The sequence below is a fragment of the Haemophilus sp. HMSC61B11 genome (assembly GCF_001838615.1).
Lineage (GTDB): Bacteria > Pseudomonadota > Gammaproteobacteria > Enterobacterales > Pasteurellaceae > Haemophilus_D > Haemophilus_D parainfluenzae_AD.
This window is the reverse complement of the sequence record NZ_KV837971.1, coordinates 239,595-254,250: the sequence shown is the minus strand read 5'-3', so window position 1 is coordinate 254,250 and position 14,656 is coordinate 239,595. Positions and strand designations below refer to the sequence as shown.

Annotated in this window: 12 protein-coding genes and 1 pseudogene; 6 read left to right on the top strand and 7 right to left on the bottom strand. The window is 39.9% G+C overall.

Annotated features, from left to right (window positions below; genetic code table 11):
• Positions 1–99: 99 nt before the first annotated feature.
• From HMPREF3263_RS05425 to HMPREF3263_RS05395, 7 genes are all read right to left on the bottom strand, one after another.
• Entirely contained in the window at positions 100–1,047 is a 948-nt protein-coding gene (locus HMPREF3263_RS05425; protein WP_005698775.1) for a ribose-phosphate pyrophosphokinase, read from the bottom strand.
• Between the two features lies 1 nt (position 1,048).
• The gene (gene ispE / locus HMPREF3263_RS05420) at positions 1,049–1,972 is read right to left on the bottom strand and encodes a 4-(cytidine 5'-diphospho)-2-C-methyl-D-erythritol kinase (RefSeq protein ID WP_005698796.1); all 924 of its coding nucleotides are present in this window, start codon (positions 1,970–1,972) and stop codon (positions 1,049–1,051) included.
• A complete protein-coding gene (gene lolB, locus HMPREF3263_RS05415; RefSeq protein ID WP_005698818.1) occupies positions 1,972–2,595 on the bottom strand; it encodes a lipoprotein insertase outer membrane protein LolB in 624 nt (207 codons plus the stop codon). Before lolB ends, ispE begins: the two co-directional genes overlap by 1 nt.
• A 64-nt stretch (positions 2,596–2,659) precedes the next feature.
• Positions 2,660–3,904, bottom strand: coding sequence for a multifunctional CCA addition/repair protein (locus HMPREF3263_RS05410; RefSeq protein ID WP_005698745.1), 1,245 nt, complete (start codon positions 3,902–3,904; stop codon positions 2,660–2,662).
• Between the two features lie 61 nt (positions 3,905–3,965).
• Complete coding sequence (locus HMPREF3263_RS05405) at positions 3,966–4,574, bottom strand: TIGR04211 family SH3 domain-containing protein (protein WP_005698747.1); 609 nt, start codon at positions 4,572–4,574, stop codon at positions 3,966–3,968.
• A gap of 74 nt (positions 4,575–4,648) precedes the next feature.
• Entirely contained in the window at positions 4,649–5,911 is a 1,263-nt protein-coding gene (locus HMPREF3263_RS05400; protein ID WP_005698805.1) for an inorganic phosphate transporter, read from the bottom strand.
• A gap of 35 nt (positions 5,912–5,946) precedes the next feature.
• Positions 5,947–6,627, bottom strand: coding sequence for a TIGR00153 family protein (locus HMPREF3263_RS05395; RefSeq protein WP_005695824.1), 681 nt, complete (start codon positions 6,625–6,627; stop codon positions 5,947–5,949).
• Between the two features lie 137 nt (positions 6,628–6,764).
• On the opposite strand from HMPREF3263_RS05395, the gene HMPREF3263_RS05390 reads away from it, so the two are divergent.
• The 6 genes and pseudogenes from HMPREF3263_RS05390 (at position 6,765) to HMPREF3263_RS05365 (ending at position 14,603) form a co-directional block, all read left to right on the top strand.
• Positions 6,765–7,787, top strand: coding sequence for a CYTH domain-containing protein (locus HMPREF3263_RS05390; protein WP_005698759.1), 1,023 nt, complete (start codon positions 6,765–6,767; stop codon positions 7,785–7,787).
• Positions 7,788–7,813: 26 nt separating this feature from the next.
• Entirely contained in the window at positions 7,814–9,193 is a 1,380-nt protein-coding gene (radA, locus tag HMPREF3263_RS05385) for a DNA repair protein RadA (protein ID WP_005698786.1), read from the top strand.
• An 82-nt stretch (positions 9,194–9,275) separates the two neighbouring features.
• On the top strand, positions 9,276–9,755 hold the full coding sequence (gene lrp, locus HMPREF3263_RS05380; RefSeq protein ID WP_005695827.1) for a leucine-responsive transcriptional regulator Lrp: 480 nt from the start codon (positions 9,276–9,278) through the stop codon (positions 9,753–9,755).
• 2 nt (positions 9,756–9,757) lie between these two features.
• Positions 9,758–12,547, top strand: a complete 2,790-nt coding sequence (locus HMPREF3263_RS05375; protein WP_005698730.1) for a DNA translocase FtsK — start codon at positions 9,758–9,760, stop codon at positions 12,545–12,547.
• A gap of 36 nt (positions 12,548–12,583) precedes the next feature.
• A pseudogene (lolA, locus tag HMPREF3263_RS05370) lies at positions 12,584–13,209 on the top strand (outer membrane lipoprotein chaperone LolA).
• A 53-nt stretch (positions 13,210–13,262) separates the two neighbouring features.
• Positions 13,263–14,603 carry a replication-associated recombination protein A gene (locus HMPREF3263_RS05365; protein WP_005698826.1) on the top strand — a complete coding sequence of 447 codons (1,341 nt, stop codon included), beginning with the start codon at positions 13,263–13,265 and terminating at the stop codon, positions 14,601–14,603.
• Positions 14,604–14,656 lie beyond the last annotated feature (53 nt).

The window sequence follows — 14,656 nt, the reverse complement described above, 5'->3', positions numbered from 1 at the left end:
TTTTTTTTTGCCTTATTTTTAGTTGAAGCATAAAAAAGTGCGGTCAAAAAACATTGGATTTTCTGACCGCACTTTTAAAATGAATGCTAAGCGAAAGAATTATTCAAACATTGCTGAAATAGATTCTTCATTGCTGATACGACGAATTGCTTCAGCAAGCATAGTTGAAAGAGTCAGCACGCGTACTTTACCAAGCGCTTTCATTTCAGGTGAAAGTGGCACAGTATCCGTTACCACGATTTCATCAATGGCATCGCTCGCTAAGTGTTGTGCTGCTGCACCAGAGAATACGGCGTGAGTTGCGTAAGCAAATACGCGTTTTGCACCGCGTTCTTTTAATGCTTCAGCCGCTTTACATAGCGTACCACCTGTATCAATCATATCATCAACAAGGATACAATCACGATCTGCGACATCCCCGATAATATGCATAACTTGTGATACGTTTGCACGTGGACGACGTTTATCGATAATCGCCATCTCTGTATCATTTAATAATTTCGCGACTGCACGAGCACGAACCACACCACCGATATCTGGAGAAACAACGATAGGATTGACAAGATCCGTTTTCTTCAAGATATCATCAAGTAAAACAGGTGAACCGAATACGTTATCAACAGGTACATCAAAGAAACCTTGGATTTGCTCTGCGTGTAAGTCACAAGTTAATACGCGGTCAATCCCTACTGTTGAAAGTAAATCTGCTACCACTTTGGCAGTGATTGGCACACGAGCAGAACGTACACGACGATCTTGACGAGCATAACCAAAATAAGGAACAACGGCAGTAATACGGCCGGCAGATGCACGACGTAAAGCATCAACCATTACAATCAATTCCATCAGGTTGTCATTCGTTGGTGCACAAGTAGATTGAATAATAAACACGTCTGCACCACGCACATTTTCATTAATTTGCACTTGGATTTCACCATCGCTAAAGCGTCCAACAGTGGCATCGCCTAATGAAATGTAAAGACGTTCAGAAATCTTTTTCGCTAGCTCAGGCGTAGCATTTCCAGCAAAGAGTTTAATGTCTGGCATTTTATATAACCTCAGGTTGAGTGTAGATTGATTGGTTGGTCGAGAGTTGTTTCAACATCACATGTAATGGTGAAACGTTTAATCCTTTAGCAACAAAGCCGAAAAATTCCTTCGGTTTTTGTTGGAAAACAGCTTGTGCTGATTTTTCATCATTAAATTCAGCAAAAACACAAGCTCCGGTTCCGGTTAATCTGGCTGGTGCATATTGTAGCAACCATAGTAGGGCTTTTTCAACTTCAGGATATTGAGTTCGCACGACTTTTTCGCAATCGTTTGCAAACGGTTGATTCAAAAGTTCGGCAAGGGATCTTTTTTCTGTATTGCGAGGCAAATCGGGATCACTAAAGACCACTGCAGTAGAAATTGCAGTTTCAGGTTTTAGTACCACATAATATTTTTCTTGTGGTTCGCAGTATTGAATTTTTTCACCTACACCTTCTGCAAAAGCGGCTTGGCCATGAACGAAGATAGGCACATCAGCCCCGAGTTTTAGCCCAATCTCGGCAAGTTCATCAATAGATAAATTAGTTTGCCATAAATAGTTTAAAGCAAGGAGAGTCGTTGCTGCATTGGATGAACCGCCACCAATACCACCGCCCATTGGCAGAATTTTATCTAAATGAATTGTGGCACCGAGGGTACAGCCTGTTTTTCCTTGTAGTAGTGTCGCTGCACGATAGATTAAATTTTGCTCTAGAGGTAAGCCAGGAATTTCTGGTGTGATGTGGATTTGTTTATCTTGGCGAATATCAATGGTGAGCCAATCTCCGAAATCAAGAAATTGGAAAAGCGTTTGTAATTCGTGGTAACCGTTTGGCAGTTTACCGTTTATGTAGAGAAATAAATTGAGTTTTGCGGGGCTTGGAAAGCGATTCGGCTTTCCAAGAGAAGTTGAAAGTGCGGTTGAAAAGTGATGTGTTTTCATTAGAACGCCCATTCATCCACACGAATTTTTAGGGTTTGCGATGTACTTTTGTTCTTTAACAGAATATTTTCAGGCATCGAATTATCTGCATGATAACTTAAGTAATCGGCTGTCCACATCGATCCATCAAGTGGGTAGCTAAATTCGGATAAAAGATGATTTGTTCCAACTTGGTAATCTGCATTATCAGCTGGCTGACCTTTTAACCAATAAGATAAATGCTCTAATGGCACATCCATTCCGATGATTTCACGTAACAATAATTTGGCATTTTTATCTGATTGCTGATTGCCTTTATTATCTGAAATCGTCATACCGTTTGGATGCATTTCCATAGTTAGCGTTGTTTTGCTGATCAGAGAATAAAGTTTTAACTTATAGGCTTTCGGATTTTGATATTGCCACTCAAAGCGGCTCGAAAAACGCTCTTGTGGACTGATGTAACCAATTTGTCCTTTGGTACTATAAGATTGAATTTGTTTGATTTTTTTGAGGTGCTGTTGCCACGTAATATCGTTTTTATCGATATGTTGAACATCTGTTGGGCGCTCTGCATCAAGGGTACAAGCGGATAAGATCACACTTGCAAATACAGGTGCGAGAAGAGATTTTAATAATTTCATAACAAAATATTTACTAAAAAATTGCACATATTGTAAGGGGTAGTTTACTTTTAGTAAAGCTGGATTAAGCATTTAAGCGTGTTTTCTCCGCTTTCACCGCGGCAATTCTTCGACGCGTTAATTCATCTCGAATACCTTGTTTTTCAAAACCATCTGCAATGACTTGCTGTACATCAACAGCAAGGGCAGCTTGATAGAGCGCTTTGAGATAATCAATTTGCGGATATTCTTTATTTTCAAATCCCGTTCGCCCGCGAGTATCAGATAAACATACTAATAGAAATTCTTCGAAGCGCTGAGGTTTACGCCAAACATCAAACGTATTAAAGAGTTTCACCACTGTTTCAGGGCGAAGCTCTAAGGCTTTATGCACATGCGTGTGATATTCACAAGTTAATTCAGCTAATTCTTGAATATAATTAGGGACTCTAAGGCGTTTGCATAATGAACGAGTCGGTTTAATCCCGGCTTTTTCGTGACCATGATGACTTGGCCACATTTCTTTTGGGGTAAGGGCTTTTCCAAGATCATGACAAATCGCTGCAAAACGGACCGCACTTTTATTCAAATTGCTATTTTCAGTGAGTTTAACGGCTTGTTGCAATACGAGCATAGTATGAATAAAGCTGTCAATTTCAGGGTGGTATTTGGCTGGGTTCGGTACACCGTCTAAGGCGGCAATCTCAGGAAAGAGCACTTTGAGTGCACCGACTTGATGTAGCGTTTCAAAATAAATTTCAGGATGCGGTTCGTTTAATGCTTTTTCTGTTTCCATCCAAACGCGCTCAGCCGTTAGGTGGGCTAGTTCACCTTGTTCAGTGAGCTCAGCCATTAATTTAAGGGTTTCTTCGGCAATAGAAAAACCTAAATGATGAAAGCGAGCAGCAAAGCGTGCGACACGCAATACACGAAGTGGATCTTCAGAAAATGCAGGTGAAATATGACGTAAAATACGTTGATGAATATCCTCTACACCATGATAAGGATCGTGCAGCTTGCCATCTTTGTCTTGTGCAATAGCATTAATGGTGAGATCTCGACGAATTAAATCTTGTTCAAGCGTAATATCATCTGAAAAATCACAAATAAATCCAGTGTAGCCTTTGCCTGATTTTCGTTCTGTACGGGCAAGCGCATATTCTTCATGGTTTTGAGGATTGAGAAAAACAGGGAAGTCTTTGCCAACTTGTTGGTAACCTTGAGCCAGCAACATTTCTGGTGTTGCTCCCACGACAACCCAATCACGATCTTTCACTGGCAAACCTAAAAGTTGATCGCGTACAGCACCACCGACAAGATAAATTTCCATTTTACTCTCCCATCAATATATAAAGAAAAGGTAGGCAAATGCCTACCTCAATGATGAATCATTACCAACTATCACGACGTTTACGTCTAGGTAAAATGTGAGGTAATACTAGACCAATTAACAAACCTACGCCCAACACAGAACCGCCATAAATAAACCATTGAATCGCAATTTCACGTTTATTGGCATCAAGCATGGCTTCTAAATCACGATTTTTATTTTTCGTCATTTCTAATTCACGTTTAAGTTGTGAATTTTGTTCAAGCAATTCACTGCTTTGTTGTTCAGCTTGTTTGCTACGGCGTTGAATTTCGTTTATGCGTTGTTGCCAATCTGAATCGACACGATTCAGCTTTAACGTTAATTCTTGTACCTGTGCTTTTAATTTTGGATTTTCTTCACGGCTACTTGGTGTAGAACTTAGTTCAGAGGTTAAAATCCACGCCTCGCGATTTTTATTATCACGAATCAGGGTATATTTTCCTTGTTGTTCCAAGACTGTTACGGCTTCGCCAGACTGGATTGCACCCGCGATCTTAAACTGATCACCTGCACCACGGCGTAAATATGTGTTCAGATTTTCTGTCACATATTGCGTTTCAGCTTGAACTGTCCCAATGGTTGAGACCAGTAAAACACAAGAAAATAAAAGTTTGCTCACTTTTGACATAATACTTCCTAGATTCATGAAGAAAGTGCGGTCGGAAAATGAAATGAAAAATAACCGCACTTTTAATAATTATACTAGTGGAAAATCGCGCGAAGGATGTAGAAAATCACGATCGCAAAGAATGCACCCGCAGGTAAGGTCACAACCCATGAACTAATGATATTACGGATAACCGTTAAATTAAGCGCTGCAATACCACGAGCGAAGCCAATACCTAAAATAGCCCCTACTAAAGTTTGTGTGGTGGAGATAGGTAGACCTGTACCTGATGCTACAACGACAGTCATCGCTGTTGCAAATTGCGCAGCAAAACCACGACTTGGGGTTAAATCTGTGATACCTGATCCAACGGTTGCCATCACTTTTTGCCCCATTGCGATAAGACCAATGGCGATACCTAATGCACCTAAAGGTAGAATCCACCAAGCTAAATCTCCACCGCTAATGATTTTTCCACCATTTTGCACGATTGATACCACGGAAGAAAGCGGACCAATTGCATTAGCAACGTCATTAGAACCATGTGCGAACGCCATAGCACAAGCAGTAAGAAGCATTAAGATACTAAAAATCTTTTCTACTGATCCGAATGAGCCTTTTCTTGCTTTTGCGGTAAAGGTTTTACTACGGAAGTAGAAATGACAGAAAATCATACCAACAATACTGATGAGCAATGAAATAACGAGCGTTTCATTGTTGGAAAGATTTAAACCAACGTGCTTTAAACCTTTTGCCATGGTAACGATACAAAGTACGAATACAGTAATCGCCATGTAGTAAGGGCCATATTTTTGTGCATTTTTCAGCGGTTCTTCGGTATCGAAAATGAGTTTCTGGATACTTGCAAAGATGGTATAGGCTAAAAGCCCAGCAATCACGGGGGTGATAAACCAACTTCCAACGATCCCACCGATGGTGGACCAGTCCACAGAACTTGGACCAATCGTAATACAAGCAAAACCAATTAAAGCCCCGATGATGGTGTGAGTACCTGAAACGGGCCAACCCATTTTGGTGGCGATAAACAACCAAGCACCTGATGCAAAGAGAGCAGAAAGCATCCCTAATGCCAATACGTCTGGCATGTCGACAAATTGAGTGGGGTCGATCACTCCACTTTTGATGGTTTCAGTTACTTCTCCGCCGGCCAAATAAGCCCCGGCAGATTCAAAGATAAGGGCAATAATGATCGCTTGTTTGGCGGTAATCGTTCCCGAACCAACCGAGGTGCCCATTGAGTTTGATACGTCGTTGGCACCAATACCAAATGCCATAAAAAAACCGAATGCCGCGGTAATTAAGACTAACCACGTGCCGTATGCATTAATAATTTCCATAGTGATTTCCTATGTTGTAGTTAATGTCGTCAAAATTAGGAACGGGCTAGCATTAATTCAATGCGAGATCCAACACGTTGAGCTTGATCGGCTAATACGCCTACCCATTCGATGATTTTATATAAGAACATTACATCAATAGGGTTATAACGGCTTTCAATTGTGTATAGCATTTTGCGTAATTTAATTTGCATTTGATCCGTATCATCTTCGATAGAATCTAATTCTTGGATCATGGTATTCACTAATTTCAGTTCACGGCCTTTGAAACCGGTTTCAAGTAGTTTATCCATTTCTTCGATCACTAAATGAGCTTGATGAATAGAATCCAAACTACGTTGTACATAATGCAAAAATTCTTCCTGCATTTCTTCAGGAATTCCAAATTGGCGACCAATCATACGACCTGCAATGTCTTTTGCATAGTTAGCTAATTTATCTTGTTGTGTGACTAATTCGAGTAAATCGGTACGATCAATGGGTAAAAATAAACCGCGAGGCAGTTTCAAACGAATTTCGCGTTTTAAACTATCTGCTTCACGTTCACATTGAGAAATATCTAGACGTGTTTTTTCTGCATCATCCCATTGTTTTACAAAGGTATGTTGGAAGAATGGAATTAATAAATCACAACATTCAGTCACTTTATCAGAATGTTTCTGCAGTGGTTTTAAAGGAGACTGGGCAAATAATCCGAGAATACTATTCATTGCCATAGGTGTTTTACTCCATAACAAAGGTTAAAATTTCGGTTGCATATTACCTGATTTTATAAGGAAATACACGAAAAAGATCTTGATTTGTATAAATTTATCTGTATATTTAAACAGTTGAAGTTGTAAGGAAAAATAAAATGAGTAATGAAGTTGAATTAAAGCTTGCAGTTACCTCTGATGCTTTTGATACCCTAAAAACACATCTCAATCAATTCAATATCTTAGAACAAAATACAGTCTTTCTGGGAAATACCTATTTCGATTATCCCGATCATTTTTTGGCTAAACAAAAAATGGGATTGCGTGTCCGTCGGGAAAATAATGATTTCACACTTACCTTAAAAACAGACGGAAAAGTGGTTGGTGGATTGCATAGCCGTCCAGAATATAATTTATCTATACCTGATGATTCAGTACCTACATCGGCACAATTAACCTCATTGTATCCATTTGAAAACTTACCTTTCGCTACATTACAACTGATTTTCTCAACAGATTTTAACCGCACTTTTTGGTTAATTACATTTGGTGCATCAAAAATTGAAGTGGCTTTTGATCAAGGAAAGATTCTATCTGGGGAGAAAACACAGCCTATCTGTGAAATTGAATTTGAATTAAAAGAAGGGCTTGTTTCAGATCTTTTCCATTTTGTCTCACTTTTACCTTTTGAACAGGATGTTTATTTTAGTTCAGCAAGCAAAGCAAAGCGCGGCTATCAATTAGGTAGCAAACCACTTTTAATTGATTGGCTAAACAAATGGCGTGATTTCTTAAAAGAGGAACGTGAGGGAAGTGCGGTAGATTCTCGTCAGAAATTAAGTGCAGTCATGAAAATGGAACAGCAATTGATTGCAGAAACCCTTTCATTCCCAACAGATGTATTTGCTTTTGATTTTATGAAAACGGTTGAACGTGTCGGCGCATTTTTCAATCTTTATCATTATTATGATGAAAACAAAGCCTTGTTTGAAAAACTGGAAGAAAGTCAATCAGCAGAATTATTAGCGAGTAATCAGTTTTTCCTAAATGAAATTAAAGGTTTGATTACCTTTCATAGTGAGACAAAAGATAATGTTCAAACTATTGAAAAGTTAAAAGCATTACTAAAGAGTCGTGCGTATTTTGAAAGAATGCTTGGTTTAATGATGTTGATGGCGTAAAACGGGTTCTCTAAAGGATAGTAAAAATGGCAAAAGCTCCTAAAACCGCTTATGTATGTAATGATTGTGGCGCTGAATTTTCGCGCTGGCAAGGGCAATGTTCAGCCTGTAAAGCGTGGAATACGATTAGTGAAGTGCGGTTAATTTCATCCTCAAATTCCACAAAAAATGATCGTTTTAGCGGGTATGCAGGGGAAACTCGCGCAAAAATCCAAACACTTTCTGAGATTAGCTTGCAAGAAACACCGCGTTTCACCAGTGGATTTAAAGAATTAGATCGCGTATTAGGCGGAGGGATCGTGCCGGGGAGTGCTATTTTAATTGGTGGTCATCCTGGTGCGGGGAAAAGTACCTTGTTACTTCAAGTCATGTGCGAATTAGCGAAAAATATGACCGCACTTTATGTAACAGGGGAAGAGTCGCTTCAACAAGTGGCAATGCGAGCTAATCGCTTAAATCTGCCTACAGATAAATTAAATATGTTATCTGAAACATCGGTTGAGCAAATTTGTAATTTGGCGGATCAATTAAAACCGCAAATTATCGTAGTAGACTCGATCCAGGTTATGCATCTTTCGGATATTCAATCCTCTCCAGGAAGTGTAGCACAAGTGCGTGAATGTGCCTCTTTCCTGACTCGTTATGCGAAAACCCGACAGGTCGCTATCATTATGGTTGGGCATGTCACCAAAGACGGCACCCTTGCGGGTCCGAAAGTATTGGAGCATGCTATTGACTGTTCATTATTGCTAGAAGGGGAGGCTGACTCCCGTTTCCGTACGTTACGTAGCCATAAAAACCGTTTTGGTGCAGTGAATGAGCTAGGGGTATTCGGTATGACAGAGCAAGGCTTGCGTGAGGTGAAAAATCCATCGGCAATTTTCTTAAGCCGTGGTGATGAACAAACGCCTGGTAGCTCGGTAATGGTTCTTTGGGAAGGAACGCGTCCGCTTTTAGTTGAAATTCAAGCGTTGGTGGATCATTCCATGCTTGCAAATCCGCGCCGTGTGGCAGTAGGGCTAGAGCAAAATCGTTTAGCTTTATTGCTTGCGGTATTACATCGTCATGGAGGACTACAAATGTCGGATCAAGATGTTTTTGTGAATGTCGTTGGCGGTGTAAAAGTCGGGGAAACTGGAGCAGATCTTGCATTATTACTTGCATTAATTTCGAGTTTCCGTAATCGACCATTACCACAAGATTTAGTTGTCTTTGGTGAAGTAGGTTTAGCAGGTGAAATTCGCCCGGTGACCAGTGGTCAAGAACGCATTAGTGAAGCAGCAAAACATGGATTTAAACGGGCGATTGTGCCTTTCGCCAATAAGCCGAAAAGTGCGGTCGAAAATATGGAAGTTTTTACAGTGAAAAAGCTCTCTGATGCACTTGCTATTTTGGATAATTTCTAAAAAAACGTTGTCCTATTGTTGTCTGATTACTGAAAGTTTTTGATAAATTAGATAGAATATGCGCCGTATATAAGGAAAGGTTATGGAAAAGAAATTAAATAAAGCGTTGGATAGCATTGATATCAAAATCTTAAATGAATTACAACGCAACGGTAAAATCTCTAATATCGATTTATCAAAGAAAGTGGGGTTGTCGCCAACGCCTTGCTTAGAAAGGGTAAAACGCTTAGAAAAACAAGGTGTGATTATGGGCTATCGTGCATTATTAAATCCTGAATTGCTGGATGCGCCTTTATTGGTGATCGTTGAGATTACGCTCGTGCGTGGTAAACCTGATGTTTTCGAAGAGTTTAATGCAGCGATTCAAGCACTTGATGAAATTCTCGAATGTCATTTGGTGTCTGGGGATTTCGATTATTTACTTAAAACACGTGTAGCAGATATGGCTGCATATCGAAAATTATTGGGGACCACCTTATTACGTTTACCAGGTGTGAATGACACCCGAACTTATGTTGTAATGGAAGAAGTGAAACAAACTAATTATCTCGTACTAAAATAAAAATGATTAAACGAATTACAAAACGATTTACACCTAAACAATATTTAGCAGAATTATTACTCGGATTGACCGCACTTTTAGGTTTATATTTAATCGTAGCATGGTCAAGCTATACGCCATTAGATAACTCTTGGTCTACAGCAAGTTTTCAAACGGAAACCATTAATAAAGCTGGTGCTTTCGGTGCTTGGCTAATTGATGCGTTTTTTGTTTTCCTCGGCTATGTCGGTCATCTCATTCCGTTTGTCATTTTCATCGTACCGATTTATTTACTGAAAACCAAAGCGGTTCATTCTCTCTCGGCCACCCGCATTGCATTACGTTCCTTTGGCTTTATTGCCCTCATCGTTGGCTTAACCATGATGGCAACCTTGTTGCTTTCAAATACGAACTACCATCTAGCTGGTGGCGTATTTGGTGGTAGTCTCGTGGTGAATTTATATCCTACACTCGGTAAGTTTGGCTGTATTTTAGTCGGCTTTATCTGTGCTGTTGTAGGTTTTATTTTCTGTTCTGGTGCATCATTAATTCGTTTAATTGTGAAATTCTATCATTGGTTAACGATGAAAAATCAACCGGCAGAAGAAGAGCAGGCAGAGCATACTTCTGTGGATGATCTTGAACAAATTGTGATTGAAGCACCTCAACAACTGGCTTTTTCAGATTCTCAATTGGAAACTGAATCTACAGAAAATGAGAAAGAGGAGGCGACTGAGAATACCTTTGTTAAGCCTGAACAGCTAATTAATATCAGTGGGTTATCCTCACCGAGTGCTTCAGAGCCTGCAGATGTTGAAAAATTAGAAGATAAGTTTAAAGGCTTCACCGTTGAATCTGAAAATTTACCGAATGTGTCTATTTCTGCCACTTCTTCCGTTGAATTGCCAACAAAAGAAGATTTTTCAGCCACATGGAAAAATCCGCAAGTGAATCATCAAAGTGTGGATGAATCAGATGACATTTTTGAAGAAAATGTCATGCCAAAAGTGTCACTTAAAACACCTGAAAATACGACCGCACTTTATCCAACTTATGATGAATCTTTAGAATCAGAAAATGATGGTTTAGAAGATGAATTAGCACGCCAGTTTGCTGCACAAGAGCAAGCTCGTATGCAAGAAATGGAAGTACGTGCAAAAGCTGCAAATGCTGAAGATGCATTGAAAGTGATCTTAAATGAACCGGCGGTTTCAGCACCTAAAGCGCGTGAAATTCATATTGAGAATGCAACTGAAACAACTTATAAGCCGTATTCTGATACGCTTATTCACCCAGCATTCCAACAACCAACGAATAAACGTGAAAAACCAACAACACCATTACCAAGCTTGGATTTACTTGAGCATCGTCCTACACAGGCTCAAGACATTACGCGTGAAGAAATTTTGGACACATCGGCACGCATAGAACAACAATTAAAGAATTTTAATGTCAAAGCAACGGTACAAGATGTGTTAGTTGGCCCAGTGGTGACTCGCTATGAACTTGAATTACAGCCAGGTGTAAAAGCATCAAAAGTCACCAGTATTGATACCGATTTAGCTCGTGCGTTGATGTTCCGCGCGATCCGTGTGGCGGAAGTGATTCCAGGCAAACCTTATATTGGTATTGAAACGCCAAATGCACACCGTCAAATAGTGCCATTGCGTGATGTGCTCGATAGTAATGAATTCCGTTCCTCAACATCATTGCTTTCAATGGCTTTGGGGAAAGATATTAGCGGAAAACCTGTTGTAGTTGATTTGGCTAAAATGCCTCACTTACTTGTTGCGGGTTCAACAGGCTCTGGTAAATCTGTTGGTGTGAATACCATGATTTTAAGTTTGCTTTTCCGTGTGACACCGGATGAAGTGAAATTTATTATGATTGACCCGAAAGTGGTTGAGCTTTCTATTTATAACGATATCCCGCACTTGCTTACCCCTGTGGTGACGGATATGAAAAAAGCGGCGAATGCATTGCGTTGGTGCGTAGATGAAATGGAACGTCGTTATCAATTATTGTCAGCCTTACGTGTGCGTAACATTGAAGGGTATAACGAAAAAATTGAAGAATATGAAAAACTCAATATGCCAATTCCAAATCCAATTTGGAAACCTGGCGATACAATGGATAAGATGCCGCCTCCATTAGAAAAATTGAGTTATATTGTCGTGATCGTTGATGAGTTTGCGGACTTAATGATGGTTGCAGGTAAACAAATTGAAGAGTTAATTGCGCGTTTAGCACAAAAGGCTCGTGCAATTGGTATTCACCTGATTTTAGCCACACAACGCCCATCAGTAGATGTGATTACCGGGTTGATTAAGGCAAATATTCCAAGCCGTATCGCCTTTACTGTAGCAAGTAAAATTGACTCTAGAACGATTCTGGATCAAGGTGGTGCAGAAGCCTTATTAGGCCGTGGTGATATGTTATATTCAGGACAAGGCTCTTCGGATCTTGTTCGAGTACACGGTGCCTTTATGAGTGATGATGAGGTGGCCCGTGTAGCAGATGATTGGCGTGCACGTGGTAAACCAAATTATATTGATGGCATTTTAGATGGCGCAGATGATGAAGACTCTGGTGAGAAATCAACAGCAAGCAGTGGCGATCTTGATGCATTATTTGATGACGTCGTTGAGTTTGTATTAAGCACAGGCAATACCTCGACTTCTTATGTTCAACGTAAATTTAGTGTTGGGTTTAACCGAGCGGCTCGAATTATGGATCAGCTTGAAGAACAAGGTATTTTAGGCCCAATGAAAAATGGAAAACGAGAAATTTTAGCTCGACGTTCCGAATATTAATTCTCTTAAGTTTCACTTTACAAAAAGGAAAGTAGAATGAAAAAAACATTATTAAAAATGACCGCACTTACAGCACTTTTAAGTGCAAGTAACTTTGCTTTTGCTGATGCTGCAGATGAGCTGCAAAATCGCTTAAATCAAGTAACGGTATTAAGTGCTGATTTCTCTCAAACCGTGACTTCTGCTGGCGGTAAAAACGTTCAACAAGGAAGTGGAAAACTTCAAATTAAACGTCCAAATCTTTTCCGTATGGATACCAAATCACCACAAGAAACACAAATTATTGCAGATGGTAAAACCCTTTGGTATTACGATCCATTTGTACAACAAGTGACGGCTCAATGGGTGAAGGATGCGGTAAATAATACCCCCTTCGTGCTTTTAACCAGTAACGATAAAAGTCACTGGAATCAGTATTCAGTGACGCAGAATGTGGATACCTTTGTGTTAAAGCCAAAAGCGAAAAATAGCAATATTAAACAATTTGATATTCGTGTCGATGCAAATGGTGTGTTAAAAAATTTCAGTACCACAGAAAAGATGGTCAAACCAATCTTTACGTATTGCGTAACATTACAAATCAAACCTTAGCTGATAGCTTATTCCAATTTAGCGTACCGAAAGGCGTGGAATTGGATGACCAACGCAAAGGTAAAAAATAATCCATAAGGTGTGAATGATAATCTTCACACCTTTTGCTTATTAAGGAAAGAATATGTCTAATCTGGATTTTGATTTTGCTGAAAATGACTTTCGCCCTTTAGCTGCCCGTATGCGTCCAACAAATTTGGAGCAATATTATGGGCAGACACATTTAATTGGGGAAGGAAAGCCGCTTCGTAAAGCAATTCAAGCGGGACATGTTCATTCTATGATTCTGTGGGGACCGCCGGGTACAGGTAAAACGACACTGGCGGAAATTATTGCGCATCGCATCAATGCAGAAGTTGAACGAATTTCAGCAGTAACAAGCGGCGTGAAAGAAATTCGAGAATCAATTGAGCGCGCGAAACAAAATCGACTTGCAGATCGCCAAACGATTTTATTTGTGGATGAAGTGCATCGCTTTAACAAAAGCCAACAAGATGCGTTTTTACCCCATATTGAAGATGGGACGATTATTTTTATTGGCGCCACAACGGAAAATCCTTCCTTTGAATTAAATAATGCCTTGCTTTCTCGTGCGAGAGTTTATTTACTTAAGTCATTGACAGTGGCTGAAATCGAACAAGTTCTGCAACAAGCCATTTCTGATCCTGAGCGAGGATTAGGTAAAGAGCGGTTAGTTTTAGAAGAGAATTTGCTACAGGTATTAGCCGAATATGTGAATGGTGATGCGCGCCTAGCTTTAAATTGTCTTGAACTGATGGTGGATATGGCTCCTGAAACAGAAAACGGTAAAAAATTAGACCGCACTTTGTTGAAAGAAGTATTAGGAGAACGACAAGCGCGTTTTGATAAACAAGGCGATCGCTTCTATGATTTGATTTCCGCTTTACATAAATCCATTCGAGGCTCAGCAGCCGATGCTGCACTTTATTGGTATGCACGAATTATCACTGCCGGCGGCGATCCTCTTTATGTTGCACGACGTTTATTAGCAATTGCTTCGGAAGATGTGGGCAATGCTGATCCAAGAGCAATGCAAGTAGCTCTCGCCGCTTGGGATTGTTTTACGAGAGTGGGTGCCTATGAAGGAGAGCGAGCTATTGCGCAAGCCATTATTTATTTGGCCGTAGCACCGAAGAGTAATGCGGTTTACAACGCATTTAATGCTGCCAAACAGCATGCGAAAGCGTTTCCTGATTTTGATGTGCCACCTCATTTATGTAATGCGCCAACGGCTTTAATGAAAGAATTAGGCTATGGCGCTGAATATCGCTATGCACATGATGAGCCAAATGCTTATGCTGCAGGGGAAAATTACTTCCCACCGGAACTGAAAGATACGCAGTATTATTTTCCAACTAACCGTGGTATGGAAATTCAAATTAAAGAAAAGCTTGAGCGTTTACAAGAGCAAGATAAAAACGCGTCAAAAAAACGCTATAAATAGTTTTTTCTAAAATGGTAAATATAAAAAAGTGCGGTCAAATTTGACCGCACTTT